Below are 21208 nucleotides of genomic sequence, written 5' to 3'. Positions count from 1 at the left end.
TGTTCGGTCACGTGCTCTCCGTACTCTTCCACGAGTCGGAGGGGTCGGCAAAGCTATGACAGACAGCGTAGAAATTGTCTTCCCTGGTGCCGTATAGTCACGGCAGTCTCACGTTGGGTAAGTAGACGAACCCGCTCCGCACCCAACCGCGTTGGGAGGGAACCGCAACCATGTCGACCGCCGTCGCCCGCTCCTACCACCTCACCGCGCCGAACGTCGTGGACACCCCGCGGCTCGCGCGGAACCACGTCGCCGGACTGCTCACCCTCGCCGGGCACGGAGAGCTCGTGGAGACGGCGCGACTACTTGTCAGTGAGGCGGTAACGAACGTGTACCAACACACCGCCGTCGCGCGGCTCTCGATCCGTACCGACATCGGTTCCGCGCGGGTTCGGGTGGCCGTGAGGGACGCCGCGCCGCGCCGTTGGCCGGCTGTCAACGGTCTTGAGCCCGACGCCGAATGCGGCCGTGGCCTGGCCCTTCTCGACATGCTCGCCGCCGCGTGGGGCGTGACGTACCACGGCGCTCCGCGGCCGGAGGCGAAGTCCGTCTGGTTCGAACTCCGGTCCGGCGGCGGTTGCTAGCCTGCTGTCCTGTTCAGGACACACGGGGGAACGACATGAGTGGCATGCAGGGTTGGCCGGGCGCGGGTTACCCCCCGGCGCCCGGTCCTGGTGGTGGGCCGGGCAACACCGCCGACAACAGCGGTAAGCGGTTCGGGATATGGGCCGGCGTCATCGTGCTGACCGTGCTCGCCTCGTTCGGGCTGGCCGCGGCGACCGGCGCGGACGCCCGTGGCGGTGGGGCGAGCGCCGCGGGGCCTTCGGACCTGCCGACGTTCGACGGCGCGGGCGGCACGGACGGGCTTGAGGACCTGGAGGACTTCGAGATGCCGGACGACACCGGCCTCGGGGACGACACGAGCGGCGGCGGCCTCGACAGCGGCAGCGGCGGTCTGGACACCACGGAGCCCACGCCCGAGCAGCCGAGCGACCCCACGCTCGACGCCTTCCTGGCGGTGAGCCAGGGCGACTGCCTCGCCAACTGGATGACCGACGAGACCACGTGGACCTCCGACGTCCCCGAGGTGGTGAGCTGCGACGACGAGGCCGCCGCGCTCTGGGTCTCGCAGACCACCGAGTTCGCCAGCGACTGCCCGGCGGGGGCCGGTCAGTCCTACTTCAGCTACACGTCCTACAGCGCCGACGCGCAGAGCGTCTATCTGTGCGTCACCCGGCAGTTCGACGTCGGCCAGTGCTTCCTCGGCATGGCGGACGGCAGCGCCAACCTCCTGAGCTGGGTGGACTGCGAGGGAAGCATCGCGCCGCCCTACAGCCAGCTCTACAACGTCACCGCCGTCTACTCCGCGCCGGCCAACACCGATGGCGAGGAGTGCCGTTCGGCGTCCGGTGACGACTTCTGGTGGTGGACGCTCGACAACGACTCGGTGCTGTTGTGCGCCGTGATCTACCGCTGAGTTCGGGGGAGACGCAGTGAGCAATCCATACCAGCAACCGCAGCCGCAACCGCGGCCCAACCCGTACCAGCCGACCCAGCCGGCGATGCAGCCGATGCAACCGCCGCAGCCGCAGCCGGGTTACGGCTACCCGCAACCGCCCCAGCCCGGCTACGGGTACCCGCAGCCGGCCCCGGCGCCCGGCATGCCCGGCGGGTGGCCGGTGCCCGCGCCGCGCAACGGCAACCCGGGGCTCGCGGTCTTCCTGACGCTCGGCGCCACCCTGGCGCTGATCCTCGTCTACGGCTTCATCACCGGCGCCGTCGTCGACTTCGACGCGCTGATCGAGGAGGCGATGCGCGACGGCACCGACCCCGACGTCGCCCAACTCACCTGGCTCGCCGCGCTGCTCGGCGGCGTGATCGGGCTGCCGGCCGGCAGGTTCGCGCCGGGCCAACAGGGGTTCTACTGGCTCGCCGGGGTGGCCGCGCTGGGCGCCGTGTTGGTGGGGGAGACCTTCGCCACCGCCGTCCTCGCCTCCGAGAGCACGGACGGGGCCAAGAGCGCCTTCGAGTTCTTCTTCGAGGACTTCGGCGACTGCTGGGACGGCTGGACCACCGACGCGCACGGGCTGACCTGGCTCTTCGTGGCCCTGGCGCCCGCCGCCGCGGTGTTCACCGGTTATCTGCTGGGGCAGACCAGGCGCCCCGCGTAGCCTGACCGCCATGAGTGCGAACGTGGGTACGAGTGAGGCCACCCGGCAGGCCGTTCAGGAACTGTTGGGGCGGATGGGGGAGGGCGACCCGGCGCGGATCGCCGAGCTGTTCGCGGAGCCGGTCGACTGGCGGGTCGACTGGCCGGCGGACGAGCACGGCCGGGCCGCCACCCCGTGGATCCGCGACCGCTCCACCCAGGACGACGTCGCCGACCACTTCCGTCAGCTCGGCGAGCACCATGTGCCGGGCGAGGCCGGCACGGTGATCGAGCGGATCCTGGTGGACGGCGCGGACGCCGTCGTCACCGGCGAGATCCGGCTGACGGCCAAGCCCACGGGCCGCCCCTACCGCTCCCGGTTCGCCCTCCACCTCACCGTCGAGGACGGCCTGGTCACCCGCTACCACGTCTACGAGGACAGCCTGGCCGTCGCCCGGGCCTTCCAGGCGTAGCCGTCAGGCGAGGACCGCCGTGGCCTCGATCTCCACCAGGTGCTCGGGCACGTCCAGCGCCGCGATGCCGAAGAGGGAGGCGGGCGGCACCGGGTCCACGCCCAGCTTCGCGACCGCCCGGGCCCGGCCCTCCAGGAAGAGCGGCATCTTGTCGGGGGTCCAGTCGACGACGTACACGGTCAGCTTCGCCACGTCGTCGAAGGAGGCCCCGACCGCGGCCAGAACGGTGGCCACGTTGAGGTAGCACCGCTCGACCTGGGCGGCGAGGTCGCCCTCGCCGATCGTCGTCGCGTCGGCGTCCCAGGACACCTGCCCGGCGATGAAGACCAGCCTCGATCCGCTCGCGATCGACACCTGCCGGTAGACGTCGATCTCCGGCAGTCCCTTCGGGTTCACCAGCGTGATGGCCATGGTGCGCTCCTGTTTCCTTCGCTCTCTTGTGGTTACTGGGAAACCGTAGGAGAGTGGCGGCTGACATGGAAGAACGCACTTTTCGGTGACTGGGGAACCGCATGGTGACCAAGCAGTACACGGGCTCGGCCGACGACGCCGACCTGCGGCGCGCCGACTCGCTGGCGCGCGAGATCTTCTCGGACGTCGCCAACAAGTGGGCGCTGCTGATCATCGAGGCCCTCGGCCAGCGGACGCTGCGCTTCAGCGAGCTGCGGAACGAGGTCGAGGGCGTCAGCCACAAGATGCTCACCCAGAACCTCCGCATGCTGGAGCGCAACGGGCTGGTGGAGCGGACCGTGCATCCCACCGTGCCGCCGCGGGTCGACTACCGGCTGACGGAGGCGGGCCAGGGGCTGCGGAAGACGGTCGACGCGATGTGCGACTGGACCCACCGCTACCTCGGCCACATCGACGAGGCCCGCCGCCGCTTCGGCAGCTGACGAGGGCGTCGGACGGCGGAGGAGAACCGGACCGGCTCACACCCCGGGCAGCGGGTCCTGCTCGACGGGGCGCTCCGGCGGGCGCGGCGCCTGGCGGAGGGCGAGCTTGGCGCGGCAGTCCGGGCCGAGCCCCCACAGCCGCGCCTCTCGGTCGTGCAGCGGCCGGCCGCAGAGCCGGCAGGTGACGCGGGGCCGGCCGCCCTCGCCGGCCATGGCCGACGGTTCGTCCGCGCCGGGCAGTTCCAGGTCCACCGCTTCCATGGGCACCGGTCTATCACTCGTCCCGCGGGGCGACCAGCGGGAAGAGGCGGGCGATCGCGGCGACCGGCGCGGCCGCCGCCGGCCGGCCGCGCCGGTCGGCGTAGGGCGCGAGGAGGGCGCGGATCTGCTCGCCGAGCCGGGCGAGCTCGTCCGGAGTGAGGTGGACCACGGCGGAGAACGCCTCGTCCCGCCGCCACTCCTCGGGCGCCGCCTCCCGATGGGCGAGCCAGCGCTGGTAGCTCTCGTCCTCCAGGCCCCTGGCCAGCACGGCGAAGTCCTCGTCGGCCGGCTCCGCCGGAGCGCGCAGCCGCCACGGGCGGACCCGGCCGCCGCCCGGGTGCGGGGCCTCCTCGATCAGGCCGTGCCTGGCGAGCTGCCGCAGGTGGAAGGAGCAGAGGCCTGAGCTGTGGCCCAGCCGGCGCGCCGCCTCGGTCGAGGTGACGGTGCCGAGCTCGGCCAGCAGGTCGAGCAGTGCCCGCCGCACGGGGTGCGCCGCGAGGGAGCCCTCGGCCGGGCCCGCGGGGAACTCGTCTTCTTCGGTCACTTTGCAAAGTCTGGTACTTTGCAAAGCGCAGGGTCAAGTCCCGGGTCAAGTCCCGGAGCCCAGGAAGGAGTTGGCGCCATGGCCGCCGTGCTGGTCCAGGGGCAGCCCGTCGACGCGTACCCCACGCCCCCGCCCGAGGCGGCGCGCGGGTCGCTGCGCCGGATCACGGTGATCGGCGAGGAGGTGCTGCACCGGCCCTGCCGCGAGGTCACGGAGTTCGGCTCACCCGAGCTGGTCACGCTGGTGGACGACATGTTCGCCACCCTCGACGTCGCCGAGGGCGCCGGGCTCGCCGCCAACCAGGTGGGTGTCGACCTGCGGCTCTTCGTCTGGGACATGACGGACGAGTGGGGGGTGCGGCACGTCGGGCACCTCGCCAATCCGGTGCTCGACGAGGTCCCGGCCGAGCGGCGAACGCTGCTGGAGGAGCCCGAGGGGTGCCTCTCGGTGCCCGGGCCCTATGTGCCGCTGGCCCGCCCCGACCACGCCGTCGTGCGCGGCGTCGACCTCGCGGGCCGGCCGTTGGTGATCGAGGGTCGCGGCTACTTCGCGCGCTGCCTCCAGCACGAGACCGACCACCTGAACGGGCGGCTCTACGTGGACCGGCTCGCCGCCCGCGAGCGGAAGGCCGCGCTGCGGGAGATGGGGTCCCTGCGGGACCAGGTCATCGCCCGCCGCGCGGCCCGGGCCGAACAGCGTGGAAAGAAGGAGCAGGAGAGGGGGTGAGCCAGCCGGTCACTCCTGGCCGACCGTGACCTCCTCGTCGTTGCGCAGCTGGTTCATCAGCGCCTCGGTCTGCTCCATGTCCCACTGCACCGCCGACTGCCCGTCGGGGGTCTGGAACCCGGGGTCGGCGACCGGGATGTTCATCCGGTTGGCGCCGCGCATGCCCCAGAACATGGAGCGCAGGTCCCACAGCGACATGTCCTCGTCGACGATCAGCGAGTCGAGCGACGCGTTGGCCACCGGGAAGAGGCGGAACGGGTTGAACAGCGTCGACGGCGAGGCGGCCTGGTCGGCGAGGGTGCCGAGGAACTCCTGCTGGTTCTGGGTGCGGCCCAGGTCGCCCTCGGCCTCCTGGTACCGCTGCCGGTTGAAGGCCAGGGCCTCGGCGCCGTTCATCTGCTGGCAGCCGGCCTCGAAGTTCGCGCCGGAGTTCTCGTCCTGTATCGCCTCGTCCAGGCACATCTCGACGCCGCCGAGAGCGTCCACCACGTTGGCGAAGCCGGCGAAGCCGATCTCCACGTAGTGGTCGATGCGGATGTCCAGGTTGTACTCGATGGTGCGGGTCAGCAGCCAGGGGCCCTCGATGGAGTAGGACGCGTTGAGCTTCTGCTGCTGCTCGGGGATGCGGTTGCCGGACTCGGAACCGGTGAACTCGGGGATGGTCACCCAGGAGTCGCGGGGCAGGCTGACCATGGTGCTGCCGTTGCTGCCGACGTGCAGCAGCATCATCGTGTCGGTGCGCTTGCCCTCCACGCTGCCGGTGTGCAGGTCCTGCTGCTGCTCCTCGGAGAGGCCCTCGCGGCTGTCGGAGCCGACGATCAGGTAGTTGGTGCCCTCGCCGGCGGCCGGCCGGTCCTCGACCACCGAGAGGTCGACCTCGCGGCGGAGCTTGCCGTCCGCCCAGAAGTAGGTGGCGGTGGCGACCGTCACCAGCGCCAACACCAGGGCGAGCGCCGTGTAGCCGATGCGGCGGCCCCAGCGGGGGCGGCCAGGCGGGCGCGAACCGTAGTCGTCGCCCGGCGGCGGGGGCGGGGGACCCTGACGGCCGGCGCCCCGGTAGATCTGGCCGTCGTTGTATCCGGAGTCGTAGCCCGGGTCGTACCCGCCGGCGTAGCCGGGGCCCTGGGCGGGCCCGGGGCCGGCCGGCTGGTACGCGTCGTGTTCGGGGGAGCGCTGGCGCGGGGGTCTCTGGACGTGCGGCATGACCCGCGCGCCCTCGGGCGTGGGGCGCCGGTTCCGGTTCTGGTCGTCGTCGGTCCATCCGTCGGGCCAGTCGCTCATAACACAGCAGTGTGCCTGGGTGAAGACGACCCGCGGGAGGTGGGGTGCGGACTGTGGCCGACCTGACACAAATGGTCGCCCTGGGTGTCCGCGCCGGTGCTGTCTAGTCTGAGAAGATGACCGATCTCCCCGGGAAGCCCACCGCGGCCTCGCGCACCACGCTCTCCCACATCATGTCGCCGAACGACGTCAACCTGCTGGGCACCGTGCACGGCGGCGTGATCATGAAGCTGGTGGACGACGCGGCCGGCGCCGTCGCGGGGCGGCACTCGGGCGGGCCGGCCGTCACGGCCTCGATGGACGAGATGGTCTTCCTCGAACCGGTCAGGGTCGGCGACCTGGTCCACGTGCACGCCCAGGTCAACTGGACAGGACGCACCTCGATGGAGATCGGCGTGAAGGTGCTCGCCGAGCGGTGGAACGAGTCGCGGCCCGCGAGCCGGGTGGCCACCGCCTACCTGGTGTTCACGGCCGTCGACGAGAACGGCAAGCCGCGACCGGTGCCGCCGGTGATCCCGGAGAACGACCGGGACCGTGGCCGCTACCAGGAGGCGCAGATCCGCCGCACCCACCGGCTGGCGCGGCGCCGGGAGATCCAGGAGCTCCGCGACCGGGCGCGCGAGCGGCCGTAGGAGAACGGCCCTTTCCGCCGGTCAGAGCCGGGCGATGCGGGCGTGCCGCTGGCGCGGGGCGCGGCGCGGCGGGACCACGCCGGCGAGCAGGATCAGACGGGTGGCGCGGTACCGCTGGCCCGCGTAGGGGGCGAGCAGCTCCAGCATCCGCTCGTCGTCCGCGTCCCGCTCGCCGGCCAGCGCGTGGCCGACGACGCCGGGCAGGTGCAGGTCGCCGACGGTGACGGCGTCCGGCGCGCCGTTGCTGCGCTGTAGCGTCTCCGCCGCCGTCCACGGGCCGATGCCGGGCACGGCCTGGAGCCGGGCCAGCGCCTCGGGCAGCGGCATCGCGGCGGCCTCCTCCATCCGGCGCGCCAGCCGCGCGGCGCGCACCACGGCCGCCGAGCGCTTGCCGTCCACGCCGGCCAGGTGCCACTCCCAGGACGGCAGCAGCACCCAGGTCCGCGGCTCGGGCGGCACGTAGAGGCCGAGCTCGGCGCCGGGGCCGGGGGCCGGCTCGCCGAAGCGGCGCAGCAGCAGCCGCCAGGCGCGGTAGGCCTCCTCGGTGGTGACCCGCTGTTCGAGGACCGAGGGGATCAGCGACTCCAGCACCAGGCCGGTGCGGACGAGCCGCAGCCCGCGGTGGCGGCGCAGCGACTCCGCGACCAGCGGGTGGTGGGCGACGAACGCGGCGGGGTCGTCGTCCGCGCCGAGCAGCGCGGGCAGCGTGTCGAGCGCCCAGTCGGCGCCGGGGCCCCAGGCGGTGGCGGCAAGGGCGCCGCCCGTGCCCTGAGTCAGCCGCAGGGTGACCGGGCCGAGCGGGGTGCGGCTGGCGCGCCACAGCGTGCCGTCGGCGGCGGCCTGGAACGCCGGGTCGTAGGGACCGCGCCGCAGCACCATCAGGCTGCGGCGCGGGTCGTACGGGCCCTGCGGGGTCCAGTCACGGTGCGGCACGACCGGCAGGCTACCTGGCCGCTGGCCGCTGGCCGCTGGCCGCTGGGGCTCAGCCGTGTGTCGGTCCTGCCGGTCCGGCGGTCGGCTGTCTGTCGGGGGGCTGGGGTGCTGCGCACCGGCGGGTCGCCGGCGATCGGCGAGATGCCGACACCGGCACCCCGCTTCGGCAGGCGGCCGCCGGCTGACGGCCCCCGTAGTTCGGCGGCCGTGGTGCGGGTCCGCTGGCCGCTTGGGCTCAGCTGCGTGTCGGTTGCGCCGGTCCGGCGGTCGGCCACCTGCCGGTTCGCTGGCCGCTTCGGGAGCCCGCCGGCTGGCTACCGGCCCTGGAGTTCGGCGGCCGTGGTTCGGATGGTGGGGAGCTGGTCGTAGAGCTTGGCGCCGGGGCAGTCCGTGGCGTACGCGTCCTGGTGCCCCGACACGTTGTCGAGCTTGACGGTGGTTCCGGACGGCCACTGGCCGCCGCTGCTCGTGCGGTTGCTGGCGCCGCTCGGGTCGCCGTCGTGCAGGCCGAGCTTCCAGGCGACGAGCCGGGAGAGCGCGTCGCGGGCCTCGGCGCTCACTCCGGTGTCGCTGTAGGTGCCGAGGACGGCCACGCCCGCGCTGTTGTGGTTGAAGCCGAGGGTGTGGGCGCCCTGCACGGGCTCGGCGACGCCGCCGGCGCGGCCCTCGTAGACGGTGCCGCACTTGTCGACGAAGAAGTTGTAGCCGACGTCCCGCCAGCCCTGGCTCTCCACGTGGTAGCGGTAGATGCTCCGGATGAGGGAGGGGGCCTCGGAGCAGGAGTAGTCGTTGCCGCTGTCCGTGTGGTGCACGAAGACGGTCGTGACGGTGTCCGTGTAGGCGTAGCCGCTCTCCCGCAGGCTCTCGTCGGCGCCCCAGCCGGCGCGGGTCACGATCGGCGGTCGCGCCGCCCCCTGGGCGCCGGCGCCGGCGCTGGCGGCGGTGGCGGCGCGCGGCATCAGGTCCTCGGCCCTGAGCCGGGCCCCGGAGCCGGGGACGTCGTCGGCGCCTTCGGCGCCTGGGTCGACCAGTTCGAGGCGCAGCCCGGCGGGCAGCTCGTCGGCCGGCGCCTCGTCGTCGCCGGCGGCCGGCAGTACCCGGACCTGGACGCCGTCCGACGGGCCGACCCACAGCGGCGCGGTGCCGCCCCGCAGCGTGCCGCCGGTCGCCTCGGCCGAGTCGGGGTCGGGGGCGTGGTCCGGCCCGACGGCGAGCCGCTGCCACTCGGACCAGTCGCCGTTGCCGGCGTCCCTGGTGCGCACCCGCACCTCGCCGTTCAGCGCGGCCCCGGCGTCCGTCCAGACCACGCCGAGCAGCGAGAACGGTTCGGTGCCGGTGGCCGGCAGGCCCTGGACGGGCGGTCGCTCGGGCCGCTCGGTCTGCTCGACGCCGCCCTCGGGTTTCGGGCGGGCGTCGGGCGGCCGGGCGGGGCCGATCGCGGCCAGGGGCTCCAGGGCGAGCGACTGGCGGCCGCCGGCCGGCGGCGGCGCCGGGGCCGTGGCCGGCTGTCCGGTGGCGAGGGCGGGCGCGGTGAGCAGGGCGGCCGAGCAGGTGGTTCCGATGATGGAGGCAAGCAGTGCACGCATGGCAACGATCTTGGGCATACCCGGGCAGATCTGTCCATTCATGGAGTAATCGGGTGAGCGCGAAGCGTGCTCACGCCCACCCCTCGCGACGGCCGCCACCGCCCGCCGCGGCGCGCCGCCCCGGGGCTACCCTGGCGGCGTGAACACCGCCGACCGCACCCCCGCCGACCTGCTGCGTTCCGCCCTCGCCGCCGACCCGGGTCGGCCGCTGCTCACCTACTACGACGACGCCACGGGGGAGCGCGTCGAGCTGTCGGCCGCCACCCTCGCCAACTGGGTGGCCAAGACCGGCGGCCTGCTCCAGGACCAGCTCGGCATGGCGCGCGGCGAGCGGCTCGCCCTGCTGCTGCCCGCCCACTGGCAGACCGCCGTCTGGCTGCTGGCCGCCGCCGCCACCGGCGTCGTCGTCGAGATGGACGGCGACCCGGCCGAGGCCGACCTGGTGGTCGCAGGGCCCGACCGGCTCGACGAGGCCCGCGCCTGCACGGGCGAGCGGATCGCGCTGGCGCTGCGCCCGCTCGGCGGCCGCTTCCCGCAGCCGCCGGCCGGCTTCGCCGACTACGCCGTCGAGGTCCCGGCCCACCCCGACACCTTCGCCGCCTATGACCCGCCGGGGCCCGACGACCCCGCCCTCGTGGTGGCCGGCCGCGCCCTCACCGGCGGCGAGCTGCTCGCCGCCGCCCGCGCCGACGCGGCCGAGCGCGGCCTCGGGCCCGGCGCCCGGCTGATGTCGCTGGCCGGCTACGACAGCTGGGCCGGGCTCTCGGCCGGCCTCTACGCGCCGCTCGCCGCCGGCGGCTCCGTGGTGCTGTGCCGGAACGCCGACCGGCTCGACGCCGGGGCGCTCGCCGCGCGCCGGGAGAGTGAGCGCGTCACCCACTTCGCCGACTGACGGTGGCCGGGGCGCTCCGGCGCCCCCAGGATCGACACCATGAGGGTGCCGAGACAGCCCGCCTACCACGCGCCGGACCGCGCCGCGGAGCCCGAGTCCGCCTGCCGGGTGCCGCCCGCCGGTTGGCGCCGCCGGTGGTGGCGCCGGTCCTGGCGCCGCGTCAGGTTGCGCTGGGTCGCCGCGGCGCTCGCGCTGGTGGTGCTCGGCTCGGCCACCGCCGGCTGGTGCTACCTGCGCGGCCTCGACGGCAACATCGTCACCGACGTCACCACCGCCGACGAACTGGAGCGGCACCGCGCCGAGCGCCCGGCCCGCACCCCCGGCGAGGCGAAGAACATCCTGGTGATCGGCGTCGGCGACCGTAGCCCGGACACCGTCCTCCTCTTCCACCTCGCCGGCGACCGGCGCAGCGCCACCGCCGTCGCCCTGCCCCGCGCGCTCGCCGTCGACGTGCCGCGCTGCACCGGCGTCGACGGCACCGGCCTCGCCGCCCGCCGCGCCACGCTCGACGCCGCCTACGCCTCCGGCGGCGCCGCCTGCCTCATCCGCACCCTGGAGGGGGTCTCCGGCATCCGGGTCGACCACCACCTGATCGTCGACTACGCGGTGCTCGGCCAGCTCGCCGACGCCGTCGGCGGAGTCGAGCCCTGCACCCTGGACGCGCTGGCCAGAAAGATCGCCAGCAGCGGGGTGCTGCTCAACCCCGCCAAACTTTTGCCACTGCTTGACGACCTCACCTCATCCATCACATCCGACACGGAGCTCAACTCCCTCCGCGAGCTCTACGACCTGATGCGCGAGGTCCGCGCCGTGCCCCGCGACGAGCTGCGTTTCCTCACCGTTCCCACGGAGCGGCGTGATCCCTCGGTCCTCGCCGAGGCCGAGGCCGACGCCCTGTTCGCGCGGCTGCGCGAGGACCGGCCGGTGTCGAAGGAGGACGGCGGACCGCCGCTTGTGACCTCCGGCGACGCCGCGGCGAACACCATGTGCGAGTAAAGAGCAAGGCGATAAAACCGCAGAAAGGGGGAGTAGCAGGAGGTTTGGCGTCGCTGGCGCGGGTGGAATGCGTCACCGTCATCGCTGCCCACGGAACCTGGGGGCTAGTGTGTGCCGTCTGATCCTTGAGCAGGCACACGGAGGGCGCACGGAAACGTGGACGCGCAGGGACGTGGGGGAGCGGGCGATATCGACCCCGCGGATCAGTGGGTACTCAACCCGGAGACCGGCAACTACGAGCTGCGTCTCCCGGGCGCCCGGCAGCCCGGGCAGACCGGGAGGAGCGCCGGGTCGGCGGCCGACAGCGGCGCGCGCCCCCCGCGTAACGCTCCGCCACGGCAGCGTCGCGCCCCGTCCGCGCCCGGCGACCGTGCCCGGCCAGAGACGGGCGACAAGCCGGTGCCCGGCCAGCGGGACCGCCGCGCCCCCGTCAACCGCCGCAGGGGCAAGGGGGCCAAGAAGAAGCGCAGCCGCGGCAGGCGGATCCTGACCTGGGCGGGCGGCGCGCTCGCCATGGTCGTGCTGGTCGCGGCGCTCGGCGCCTGGTACTGGTGGGAGCGGCTGAACGGCAACCTGACCCGCGTCGACGCGGGCGTCAGCGCCGACTACGGCTCCGACGACCCGGTCAACATCCTCTTCATCGGCACCGACAGCCGCTCAGGCGAGGGCAACGACTCGTACGGCGGCGAGGCCAGCGAGGGCAACGACACCACGATCCTGATGCACTTCTCGGCCAACCGCGAGCACGCGACCGGGCTGAGCATCCCGCGCGACATGATCACCGACATCCCCGAGTGCGAGGTCACCAACGAGGACGGGACCACGGAGACCATCCCCGCCTCCGAGGGCGTGCGGTTCAACCAGTCGATGGGCGCCATGGGCCGCGACCCGAGCTGCGTGGTGAACAGCGTCCAGGAGATGACCGGCGTCACGATCAACCACCTGATCATGGCCGACTTCAACGCGGTCAAGGACATCTCGACCGCCGTCGGCGGGGTGCCGATCTGCCTCGAGGAGCCCATCGACGACCCCAAGTCCGGGCTGAGCCTGCCGGAGGGCGAGCACGTCGTGGAGGGCGAGGACGCGCTGTCCTTCGTCCGCACCCGCTACGGCGTCGGCAACGGCGGCGACCTGGACCGGATCAAGCTCCAGCAGCAGTTCGTCGCCTCGATGGCCCGGCAGATCACCGACGGCGGGATCCTCTCCAGCCCGACCCGGCTGCTCGACCTGGCCGAGGTCGCCACCAGCGCGCTCACCGTCGACGACGAGATCGAGAACGTCAACGACCTGCGGCTGCTCGCCCAGGACCTGGGCCAGGTCTCGATGTCCGAGATGAACTTCGTGACCGTGCCCGTCGTCGACAACCCCGACGAGCCGGAGGACGCCCGCGCCACCGTCGTGCTCGACGAGGCCCGCGCCGCGCCGATCTTCCGGATGATCCAGGAGGACATCGACCCGAACCAGGCCGAGGAGGACGCCGCGGCCGAGGAGGAGCAGGCCGAGGCCGTCGAGCCGGCGCCGGCCGCCGAGGTCCGGGTCGACGTCTACAACGGCGGCGACGTGATGGGCGCGGCCCAACAGACCCTGGAGTGGCTGCAGAACGTCCAGGGCATGCCGCTGACCACCAACAAGAGCAACGCCCCGGAGTCGCAGGAGACGACGACTCTGGAGTACGGTGCCGACCAGGCCGACCAGGCCGCCACGCTCGCCGAGGTCATGGGCCTCCCGGACTCGGCGCTCCAGCAGGTCGACGAGGACCGGGGCGAGGAGCCCATGGTGCTCGTCCTGGGGAACGACTTCCGTGGCGCGGGCCAGCCCATCGAGGTTCCGGCGGAGCTGCCGGAGGACGTCGACAGCATCACGGCGGACGACGAGAGCGTCTGCGCCAGTTGAACCGGGCCAGCCGGCCTGGGCGGCCTGACCTCCGCCCGGCCGGGTGGAGCCGATGACAGTGGAAGTGGGGGATCCCGTGCGGAGGAGTGGGATACGCGACGGGGGTGACGGTCAGGCCGCGGAGGGCGGCCGTGACGAGGGCACGGTCCCGCTGCCGCGCGCCGAGCCGGCCGCGACGACCGAGGCCGCGGCCGACGCCGGGCCGGGTTCGCCGGCCGGCGGCGGGCGCGCCGAGACACGCCGCGCCCGCAAGAAGGCCAAGCCGCGCTGGCGCCGCGTCCTGCTGTGGACCTCGGGGTCGCTCGCCTTCCTGGTGCTGGCGGCCGCGGCCGCCGTCTACTTCTACATCGAGCACCTCAACGGCAACATCGACTCCGACGAGCTGAACCTCGGCAACAACCGGCTCGAACGCTCCCAGCCCAACGCCGACGGCCAGGTCCCGCTGAACATCCTGCTGCTCGGCTCGGACTCCAGGGAGGGCGCCAACCAGGAGCTCGGCGGCGGCAGCGAGGGCGGCGAGCGCGCCGACGTGCAGCTGCTGATGCACGCCTCGGCCGACCGCAGCAACGTCACGCTGATCAGCGTGCCGCGCGACACCGTGGTCGACATCCCCGAGTGCACCGACCCGGAGACCGGCGAGGTCTACCCGGAGACCAGGGACCGGATCAACTCCTCGCTCGGCCACGGCGGGCCCGGCTGCGTGGTCGCCACCTGGGAGGAGATGACCGGCATCCCGATCGACCACTTCATGATGCTGGACTTCCAGGGCGTCGTCAGCATGGCCGACGCGGTGGGCGGCGTGCCGGTCTGCGTGCAGCAGAACATCCAGGACCCCGAGTCGCACCTGCGGCTGCCGGCCGGCGAGAACGTCGTGGAGGGCGAGGACGCCCTCAGGTGGCTCCGCACCCGGCACGCCTTCGGCGACGGCAGCGATGTCGGCCGCACCAGGGCCCAGCAGATGTACCTGAGCAACATGGCCGACGAGCTGCAGAACAGCACCTCGCTGACCAACCCGACCGAGCTGATGGACCTGGCCGAGGCCGCCACCAACGCGCTCACCGTGGACAACGGCCTGGCCAGCGTCCAGGACCTCTACGGCCTGGGCGAGGACCTCCGCTCGGTGCCCGGCGACCGGATCAACTCCATCACCATGCCGTGGCTGCCCGACCCGGCGAACCCGGACGTCACGGTGGTCCCCGACCCGGCCGAGTCCGAGGAGCTGTTCGCCTTGGTCAGGGACGACATCGCGCTGGACGACCAGGACGCCGCGCCTGCCGAGGGGGACGAGGGCGAGTCCGCCTCGCCCGAGGCCACCGCGGACCCGCCGGCGGAGGTCCCCGTCACGGTGCGCAATGGCACCGGGGACGTCGCCACGGGCGAGCCGCCCGTGGACGGCAGGGCCAGCGACATCACGGAGGCCCTGGTGGCCCAGGGGTACACCGGCGCCACCACCGACCCCGTCCCCGAGCCGCAGGCGAGCTCGCAGCTGCTGTACCAGGAGGAGGCCGACCGGGCCAACGCGGAGGCGCTCGCCGAGGCGCTCGGCCTGCCCCACTCGGTGGTCCGGATCTCCCCGAGCGCCGAGGGGATCACCCTGATCGTCGGCAACGACTGGCGGGAGGGCACCGGCTACCAGGAGCCGACGCCCGACGAGAGCGCGGAGAGCGGCTCGGACTCGGGTTCCGACGCGGGCTCCGACGCCGGTGGCGAGGAGCAGGCCGTCGACGACGAGGCCATCCTCTTCGGCGACCAGGAGGACTGCATGGAGGTCAACCCGCTCCCGCAGTACACCTGGTAGGGCGACGACCGGGGTTCCGTCGCGCCGCCGTCCCGGCAGGGCGGACGGGGGCGGCCGTCGCGTGCGCCGCCTGCGGCGCACGACGGCCCCGGTCCGCCAGGACCGCGGTCAGTGCCGCTCCGCGGCAACGGGCTCGCGGCGCGACGCGATGACGTGCCGGGCCAGCTTCCTGGGGCTGGTGAGGAAGCCCCAGCCCCAGGAAAGGTGCATGGTGGCGAGCGCCAGCGGGATCCTGATCCGCGCGCCGAGGCCGAGGCCCCTGCCCGCCGGCACCGAGCCCAGCGTGATCGCCGCCAGGTAGCCGCCGGGGACCAGCAGCGCCCACGGCGTCAGCACCGCGCCGGCCACCAGGCCGGCCGCGATCGCCACCAGCGCCACCGGCGGCGCCAGGTACCGCGGGTTGATCGATCCGGCGTGGTAGCGGGCGACCACGTGCCGCCAGCGGCCGTAGTTGCGGTACTGCTTGGCGAGCGCCGCGACCGAGGGCCGGGGCCGGTAGGAGACCAGCAGCTCGGGCGAGAACCAGATCAGCCCGCCGGCCTGCCGGATGCGGTAGTTGAGCTCCCAGTCCTGGGCCCTGATGAACTCCTCGTTGTAGCCGCCCTGCCGCTCCAGCACCTCGCGCCGGAACACCCCCAGGTACACGGTCTCCGCCTCACCGGCCACGCCGCCCGTGTGGAACGCCGCGTTGCCGACGCCGATCTTCGAGGTCATCGCGGCGGCCACCGCGCGCTCCCAGTCGTTCTCGCCCTCGGCGTGCATGATGCCGCCGACGTTGGCCGCGCCCGTCTCGTGTAGCAGCCGCACGGCGGTGGCGATGTAGCCGGGCGAGAGCATGCCGTGCCCGTCCACCCTGACCACCACTGGGTGCGAGGACGCCCGGATCGCGGCGTTGAGGCCGGCCGGCGTCCGTCCGGTCGGGTTGGGGACGGTACGCACCCGGTCGTCCTGCGCGACCAGCTCGGCGGCGATCTCGTCCGTCCGGTCGGTCGACGGGCCGAGCGCGATCACGACCTCGATCTCGCCCGGGTACTCCTGCTCGAGAATGTGCCGGACCGAACTGCGCAGGTGCCGCTCCTCGTTGAGCACCGGCATGATCACGGACACGGCGGGGGTCGGAATGCTGGTCACCGGCTCACGTTACCGCGAACGGGGGACCCCGGAGCGCGCCGGGCCCAGGTCGAAGATCGTATGGACATACGGTGAGCTCGGGAGGTGCCCAGGATGCCCGCGACCACGCCACGCCCCGCACGCCACCGAGGATTCGTCAGCCGCTGGGTCCTGCGACTCGCGGCCGCACTCGCCGCCATGGTGCTGCTGACCAGCGGCGTCGGCCACGCGATGGTCGACTCCGTGGCCGGCGCCGTGCGGCGGGTCGACCCGTTCCAGGGACTCAGGGACCGCCCGGACGCCGGGCGCGGCCTCAACATCCTGCTGATCGGGACTGACTCCCGGGAGGGACTGACCGAGGAGCAGCGCCGCCGCTACCACGTCGGCGACGTCGGCTGCCACTGCGCCGACGCCGTCATGCTGCTCCACCTCTCCGAGTCACGCGACCGGATGACCGTGGTCAGCCTGCCACGCGACACGTACGCCAAGCTGCCCGCCCACGACCTGGTGCTCTCCGAGGGCCACCACGAGGGGCACGCCGACAAGCTCAACGCCGCCCTCTCGCACGGCGGCCCGCCGCTGATGGTGCGCACCGTGGAGTCGCTGACCGGGCTGCGCGTCGACCACTACCTGGAGGTCGACTTCGGCAGCTTCGTGCGGGCGGTGGACGAGGTGGGCGGCGTCGAGGTGTGCAGCACCGAGCCGCTGAAGGACGACCACTCGGGACTCGACATCCCGGCCGGACGCACCATGCTCGACGGCGTCGGCGCGCTCTCCTACGTCCGCGCCCGCCACCTGGACGGCGGCTCCGACGTCCACCGGATGGAGCGGCAGCAGGAGTTCCTCGCCGCCTTCCTCGACCGGGCCATCAACGACCGGGTGCTGTTCAACCCGGCCCGGCTCGGCGGCACCGTCGACGCGCTCGTCGACTCGGTCGCCGCCGACCCGGGGTTCGGGGCCGAGGAGATGCTGGAACTGGCCAGCCTGCTGCGGGAGTTCGACCCGGCCAACGTCGAGTTCGGCTCGGTGCCGCTCGCCGACGACGCCCGCGAGGTCGAGGGGCTCGGCTCCACGGTCATCTGGGACCGCCCCGAGTCCGACCGTCTCTTCGGCGCGCTGCGACTCGACGAACCGCCGCCGGCCCTCACCGACGCCGGCCCTGCCGGGGCCGCCCCGGCCCCGAGCCGGTCCCAGGCGGACTGCTGACTTCACGTCCGCTGGTCAGCGGCGATGCCGCAGGCGCGGCGCCGTGCGCCGGCAGCCCGCCGGCACGGCGATCGGGCCGGCTCCGCGGACCTACCCGCGTCAGCCGGGTGCGGCGCGGCCCCGGCCGCACGGCCGGGCCCCTGCCCCGCCGCGCCCCCGACCGCGCCGGCCTATCGAACCTCGATGAACGCGTCGGCATCCCGCGGTTGCCGGGCCCGCGGCGGAGCCGCCGGGTGGCCGACGGCGACGGCGCCCATCGGGTCCCAGTCGTCCGGCAGCGACAGCTCGGCGCGGACCACGTCGCGACAGAACATCGTGGAGGAGACCCACGCCGAGCCGAGCCCCTCGCCGGCCAGCGCGACCAGCAGGTTCTGCACGCCGGCGCCCGCCGCCACCACGAACATCTCGCGCTCGGCCGCCGAGCGTCGCTCGTCCGGGTAGTCGTGCGAGCCGTCCATCACCAGGCACGGCACCACCAGGTAGGGCGCGCCCCGCAGCACCTCGCCGCGCCGCACCCGGCGCGCGATCGACTCCTCCGACCTGCCGTCCCGCCGCAGGTCCGCGATCCACGCCTCGCGCATCGCGTCGAGCAGCCGGGTCCGGCTCCCGGCCGACTCGAGCAGTACGAACCGCCAGGGCGTGGTGTGGTGCGGGGCCGGCGCCGTCACCGCGGCCGCCACGGCCCGCCGCACCGCCGCCGGGTCCACGGGCTCCGCCGTGAACTCCCGCACCGTGCGCCGCAGCGTCACCGCCTCCCGCACCGCCTCTGACGTGCCGAGCCGGAACATGTCGGAGGCCGCGTCGCGCAGCAGGTCCCGCGCCGTGGCCGGCCCCTCGCCCACCAGCCGGCCGAGGCCGCGGACGACGGCCACCGGCAGCCCGGCCGTCTTGCCCTTCACCAGCTCGGTCGCGGCGGCCAGCTCGTCCCCGACCGCGGTGACCGTGGCGCCCAGCGCGTTGCCGTGCGGGTCGACCGTGCCGCGCAGGTCGTCCAGGACGGCGAGCCCCGCGGCGCCGATGGCCACGTCGGTCTGCCCCTCGCGCCACGGCCGGCCGAAGGTGTCCGTGACCAGCACCCCGACGTCGACGCCGAGCAGCTCCCGCAGCCCGCGCCTGACCCCGGCCGCCGAGGCGTCCGGGTCCTCCGGCAGCAACAGCACCGTGCCGGCCGGAGTGTTGGAGGCGTCCACGCCGGCCGCCGCCATCACGAAGCCGTGCCGCGACTCGACGATCCTGGTGCCGCCGCGCCTGGCCACCACCCGGACGGCCTCCTCGTCGATGGCCGCCTCCCGGTCGTCCGCCCGGCGGACCCGGCCCTCGGCCTTGCTGACGATCTTGGAGGTGACGACGACCACGTCGCCGTCCAGCAGCCCGGACGCGCCGGCCGTCGACGCGGCCGTGGCGATCAGCTTGGCCAGGTCGTCGCCCGCGGCCACCTCGGGCATGCCCGGCAGGGCCCACACGTGGAACGAGGGGAGTTCGGCACCGGTGCTCACGCCGCCCTGACCTCCTCGGCGAGGTCGAGCGCCGCGGTGGCCATGGCCGCCGCCGCGTCGACGTCCGTCATCATCAGCGGCACCGCCCGGCAGCGGATGCCGTCGTCCTCCACCGCCTTGACCACATGCGCGTCGACGGTGTCCACCAGCCAGCCGTCGAGCAGCCCCGAGCCGTAGTGCCGGGCGACCGCCGCCGCGGTGGCCTCGACGCCGACGGCCGCGAGCACCTTGTCCGCCATGCCGCGCACCGGCGCGTCGCCGACGATCGGCGAGAGGCCGACGACCGGCACCCCGGCCTCCGCGATGCCCTCCCGCATGCCCGGCACGGCCAGGATGGTGCCCACGCTGACCACCGGGTTGGACGGCGGGAAGAGGATGACGTCCGCGGCCTCGATGGACCGCAGCACGCCGGGCGCGGGCTTGGCCTGCTCGGCCCCGACCGGCACCACCGCGTGCGCGGGGACGGCGGCCCGCAGCCGCACCCAGTACTCCTGGAAGTGCACCGCCTTGCGGCCGCCGACCCCGTCGTCGATCAGCACGTGGGTCTCGACCCGGTCGTCCGTCATCGGCAGCAGCCGGACGCCGGGCCGCCACCGCTGGCACAGCGCCTCGGTGACCGCGCTGAGCGGGTAGCCGGCCTCCATCATCTGGGTGCGCACGATGTGGGTCGCGAAGTCCCGGTCGCCAAGACCGAACCACTCGGGTCCGACGCCGTAGGCGGCCAACTCCTCCTTGACCGTGAACGTCTCGTCCGCGCGGCCCCAGCCCTGCCCCTCGTGGATGCCGCCGCCCAGCGTGTACATCACGGTGTCGAGGTCGGGGCAGACCTTGAGGCCGAACAGGTGGATGTCGTCTCCGGTGTTGCCGATGACGGTGATGTCCGCGTCGGGGGCGGCCCGCTTCAGCCCGCGCAGGAAGCGGGCGCCGCCGATGCCGCCGGACAGAACCACGATGCGTCGCATGCCCGCCAGTCTGTCAGCAGGCCAGGACGTCGCGCGGCACGGGTGCGGAACGGGCCCGCGGGTGCATCCGCATCTGGGTGAGACCCGGGAAGTAGACGTGCAGGCTGACGGCCGGTTCGAGCGAGGCGTTGACGACCTCGTGCACGAAGCCGGGCGCGAGCACCCGCAGGGAGCCGGGGGTGAGCACCCGGCCGGTGGACCCGGCGGGCCCCTCCGTCGTCTCGGTCAACGCGCCGGCCAGCACGCCGTAGACGCCGCTCGACCCGCCGTGGTCGTGTCGCCCACTGCCCTGGCCAGGCACCCAGCTCAGCAGCCACACCTCGTACCCGGGACCGGTGCGCAGCCGGTGGTACCAGCGGCTGCTCGGGTCGTACCGCACCAGGGGCGCCCAACACTCCCGGTCCCCGGCCAGCGCGGTGGCCAGGGCGGCGAACTCCGCCACGGTGGCGGGGTGCTCGGGGGCGGGCGGCAGCAGATGCGGGATCGCCAGCGGATCGCCGGCGATTGCGTTGTCGTTGTCCATGGGGTCTGGGATGTGCCTCGGAGAGCTCGGTTGGTCGAAGTCGGACTCGAAGGATGCCCTACTGGAACGGTCCGGCCGCGCCGACGTCAACTGAACGCGCGACCGGGGCCATTGTTTCATCACTTCCGGTCGCCGAGGACGCGGAATGGTTTATGGACGGTGTCGGCCGGACAGGTGCCGCGTTGCCCATCCGTGATCCCGCTGTGATCTCCGTCGCTGGCGTCCGCCGGTCGCAACAAATGAGGTGGCTCGTTCGTCCTACCCCGTACACGCGACGTGCAGCGGAGGGAGAGCGGGGGATACGGCCGGTGCGGGCGGGTGAACGCGCATAATTTGTGGCGATTTGAACACTTTCCGTATGGCTGTGGTGCCACAGGGTGAATCATCGGGTGAATGGCAGATCGTGGCTTGTCCACGCGGAGCCCGCGCTTGTAATTTCACTCATGTCGTTCGAGCGGTATCGATAACGACGGCATCACGGGGACGCAAAGAAGACGAGGGGCGCGCATATGACCGAGCTGTTCCAGCAACTGCTGGTCGACGAGGCGGACGAAGAACTCGGCTGGCAGGAGCGCGCGCTGTGCGCCCAGACCGACCCGGAGTCCTTCTTCCCCGAGAAGGGCGGATCCACACGTGAGGCCAAGAAGGTCTGCCTCGCCTGCGAGGTCCGCTCCGAATGTCTCGAATACGCCCTGGCCAACGACGAACGCTTCGGAATCTGGGGCGGATTGTCCGAGCGTGAACGCCGCCGCCTGAAGAAGGCCGCCGTCTGACAACCGGTTGACGACCGTTCGACGGGCCTCCGGCGGACCGAGGGGCCAGGACACTCCCAGCCGCTAGTGTGGTGCGACGTC

Annotated in this window: 23 protein-coding genes; 13 read left to right on the top strand and 10 right to left on the bottom strand. The window is 73.4% G+C overall.

Going from position 1 to position 21208, the window contains the following annotated elements; translation table 11 throughout:
- The first annotated feature begins 170 nt into the window (after positions 1 to 170).
- From ACFWI8_RS15865 to ACFWI8_RS15850, 4 genes are read left to right on the top strand one after another with little or no spacing between them, the layout of a single operon-like run.
- Positions 171 to 584: an ATP-binding protein gene (locus ACFWI8_RS15865; protein ID WP_387090973.1), complete on the top strand. Its 414-nt coding sequence runs from the start codon at positions 171 to 173 to the stop codon at positions 582 to 584.
- Between the two features lie 35 nt (positions 585 to 619).
- A complete protein-coding gene (locus ACFWI8_RS15860; RefSeq protein ID WP_387090970.1) occupies positions 620 to 1477 on the top strand; it encodes a hypothetical protein in 858 nt (285 codons plus the stop codon).
- 16 nt (positions 1478 to 1493) lie between these two features.
- Positions 1494 to 2171, top strand: a complete 678-nt coding sequence (locus tag ACFWI8_RS15855) for a hypothetical protein (RefSeq protein ID WP_387090967.1) — start codon at positions 1494 to 1496, stop codon at positions 2169 to 2171.
- A gap of 10 nt (positions 2172 to 2181) precedes the next feature.
- The gene (locus tag ACFWI8_RS15850) at positions 2182 to 2622 is read left to right on the top strand and encodes a nuclear transport factor 2 family protein (RefSeq protein WP_387090964.1); all 441 of its coding nucleotides are present in this window, start codon (positions 2182 to 2184) and stop codon (positions 2620 to 2622) included.
- 3 nt (positions 2623 to 2625) lie between these two features.
- On the opposite strand, the gene ACFWI8_RS15845 is transcribed toward ACFWI8_RS15850, so the two are convergent.
- Positions 2626 to 3033, bottom strand: coding sequence for a RidA family protein (locus tag ACFWI8_RS15845; RefSeq protein ID WP_387090961.1), 408 nt, complete (start codon positions 3031 to 3033; stop codon positions 2626 to 2628).
- 101 nt (positions 3034 to 3134) lie between these two features.
- Here ACFWI8_RS15845 and ACFWI8_RS15840 point away from each other — a divergent pair, with 101 nt between their 5' ends.
- Positions 3135 to 3515, top strand: a complete 381-nt coding sequence (locus ACFWI8_RS15840; RefSeq protein WP_387090958.1) for a winged helix-turn-helix transcriptional regulator — start codon at positions 3135 to 3137, stop codon at positions 3513 to 3515.
- Positions 3516 to 3551: 36 nt separating this feature from the next.
- Here the strand turns inward: ACFWI8_RS15840 and ACFWI8_RS15835 are convergent, their stop codons facing one another.
- Complete coding sequence (locus tag ACFWI8_RS15835) at positions 3552 to 3776, bottom strand: DUF6011 domain-containing protein (RefSeq protein WP_387090955.1); 225 nt, start codon at positions 3774 to 3776, stop codon at positions 3552 to 3554.
- Between the two features lie 13 nt (positions 3777 to 3789).
- Positions 3790 to 4320: a winged helix-turn-helix domain-containing protein gene (locus ACFWI8_RS15830; RefSeq protein WP_387090953.1), complete on the bottom strand. Its 531-nt coding sequence runs from the start codon at positions 4318 to 4320 to the stop codon at positions 3790 to 3792.
- Between the two features lie 78 nt (positions 4321 to 4398).
- Here ACFWI8_RS15830 and def point away from each other — a divergent pair, with 78 nt between their 5' ends.
- Positions 4399 to 5046, top strand: coding sequence for a peptide deformylase (gene def / locus ACFWI8_RS15825; RefSeq protein WP_387090950.1), 648 nt, complete (start codon positions 4399 to 4401; stop codon positions 5044 to 5046).
- 9 nt (positions 5047 to 5055) lie between these two features.
- On the opposite strand, the gene ACFWI8_RS15820 is transcribed toward def, so the two are convergent.
- The gene (locus tag ACFWI8_RS15820) at positions 5056 to 6327 is read right to left on the bottom strand and encodes an LCP family protein (protein ID WP_387090947.1); all 1272 of its coding nucleotides are present in this window, start codon (positions 6325 to 6327) and stop codon (positions 5056 to 5058) included.
- A gap of 116 nt (positions 6328 to 6443) precedes the next feature.
- Between ACFWI8_RS15820 and ACFWI8_RS15815 the strand changes: the two genes are divergently transcribed.
- Positions 6444 to 6959 carry an acyl-CoA thioesterase gene (locus ACFWI8_RS15815; protein ID WP_311601977.1) on the top strand — a complete coding sequence of 172 codons (516 nt, stop codon included), beginning with the start codon at positions 6444 to 6446 and terminating at the stop codon, positions 6957 to 6959.
- Between the two features lie 21 nt (positions 6960 to 6980).
- Here the strand turns inward: ACFWI8_RS15815 and ACFWI8_RS15810 are convergent, their stop codons facing one another.
- Together ACFWI8_RS15810 and ACFWI8_RS15805 are read right to left on the bottom strand one after the other, a co-directional pair.
- Positions 6981 to 7892, bottom strand: a complete 912-nt coding sequence (locus ACFWI8_RS15810; RefSeq protein ID WP_387090945.1) for a DNA-3-methyladenine glycosylase family protein — start codon at positions 7890 to 7892, stop codon at positions 6981 to 6983.
- A 314-nt stretch (positions 7893 to 8206) separates the two neighbouring features.
- Positions 8207 to 9478 (bottom strand): peptidoglycan recognition protein, encoded by a 1272-nt coding sequence (locus tag ACFWI8_RS15805; RefSeq protein WP_387090943.1) that lies wholly within the window; start codon positions 9476 to 9478, stop codon positions 8207 to 8209.
- A 139-nt stretch (positions 9479 to 9617) separates the two neighbouring features.
- Here ACFWI8_RS15805 and ACFWI8_RS15800 point away from each other — a divergent pair, with 139 nt between their 5' ends.
- The 4 genes from ACFWI8_RS15800 to ACFWI8_RS15785 all read left to right on the top strand — a co-directional run bounded on the left by ACFWI8_RS15800 (position 9618) and on the right by ACFWI8_RS15785 (position 15057).
- Complete coding sequence (locus ACFWI8_RS15800) at positions 9618 to 10370, top strand: TIGR03089 family protein (RefSeq protein WP_387090940.1); 753 nt, start codon at positions 9618 to 9620, stop codon at positions 10368 to 10370.
- A 39-nt stretch (positions 10371 to 10409) separates the two neighbouring features.
- Entirely contained in the window at positions 10410 to 11366 is a 957-nt protein-coding gene (locus tag ACFWI8_RS15795) for an LCP family protein (protein ID WP_387090938.1), read from the top strand.
- Positions 11367 to 11522: 156 nt separating this feature from the next.
- On the top strand, positions 11523 to 13259 hold the full coding sequence (locus ACFWI8_RS15790) for an LCP family protein (protein ID WP_387090935.1): 1737 nt from the start codon (positions 11523 to 11525) through the stop codon (positions 13257 to 13259).
- Between the two features lie 52 nt (positions 13260 to 13311).
- Positions 13312 to 15057: an LCP family protein gene (locus tag ACFWI8_RS15785; protein WP_387090933.1), complete on the top strand. Its 1746-nt coding sequence runs from the start codon at positions 13312 to 13314 to the stop codon at positions 15055 to 15057.
- 108 nt (positions 15058 to 15165) lie between these two features.
- Here ACFWI8_RS15785 and ACFWI8_RS15780 read toward each other — a convergent pair whose 3' ends face one another.
- Positions 15166 to 16179 (bottom strand): glycosyltransferase family 2 protein, encoded by a 1014-nt coding sequence (locus tag ACFWI8_RS15780; RefSeq protein WP_387091152.1) that lies wholly within the window; start codon positions 16177 to 16179, stop codon positions 15166 to 15168.
- A 102-nt stretch (positions 16180 to 16281) separates the two neighbouring features.
- On the opposite strand from ACFWI8_RS15780, the gene ACFWI8_RS15775 reads away from it, so the two are divergent.
- Complete coding sequence (locus ACFWI8_RS15775) at positions 16282 to 17373, top strand: LCP family protein (protein ID WP_387090931.1); 1092 nt, start codon at positions 16282 to 16284, stop codon at positions 17371 to 17373.
- Positions 17374 to 17543: 170 nt separating this feature from the next.
- Here ACFWI8_RS15775 and ACFWI8_RS15770 read toward each other — a convergent pair whose 3' ends face one another.
- Genes ACFWI8_RS15770 through ACFWI8_RS15760 form a run of 3 tightly spaced genes read right to left on the bottom strand, consistent with a single transcriptional unit; the run spans position 17544 to position 20354 of the window.
- Positions 17544 to 18869: a coenzyme F420-0:L-glutamate ligase gene (locus tag ACFWI8_RS15770; protein WP_387090929.1), complete on the bottom strand. Its 1326-nt coding sequence runs from the start codon at positions 18867 to 18869 to the stop codon at positions 17544 to 17546.
- Positions 18866 to 19831 (bottom strand): 2-phospho-L-lactate transferase, encoded by a 966-nt coding sequence (cofD, locus tag ACFWI8_RS15765; protein WP_311601966.1) that lies wholly within the window; start codon positions 19829 to 19831, stop codon positions 18866 to 18868. Before cofD ends, ACFWI8_RS15770 begins: the two co-directional genes overlap by 4 nt.
- 13 nt (positions 19832 to 19844) lie before the next feature.
- Positions 19845 to 20354 carry a cysteine dioxygenase family protein gene (locus ACFWI8_RS15760; protein ID WP_311601964.1) on the bottom strand — a complete coding sequence of 170 codons (510 nt, stop codon included), beginning with the start codon at positions 20352 to 20354 and terminating at the stop codon, positions 19845 to 19847.
- A gap of 509 nt (positions 20355 to 20863) precedes the next feature.
- On the opposite strand from ACFWI8_RS15760, the gene ACFWI8_RS15755 reads away from it, so the two are divergent.
- Positions 20864 to 21127, top strand: coding sequence for a WhiB family transcriptional regulator (locus ACFWI8_RS15755; RefSeq protein WP_132820341.1), 264 nt, complete (start codon positions 20864 to 20866; stop codon positions 21125 to 21127).
- Positions 21128 to 21208 lie beyond the last annotated feature (81 nt).

The sequence above is a fragment of the Streptomyces sp. NPDC127098 genome (assembly GCF_042722465.1).
GTDB classification, from domain to species: Bacteria; Actinomycetota; Actinomycetes; order Streptomycetales; family Streptomycetaceae; genus Streptomyces; species Streptomyces millisiae.
The sequence above is the reverse complement of the archived record's forward strand: the minus strand, read 5'-3'. Positions and strand labels throughout refer to the sequence as shown.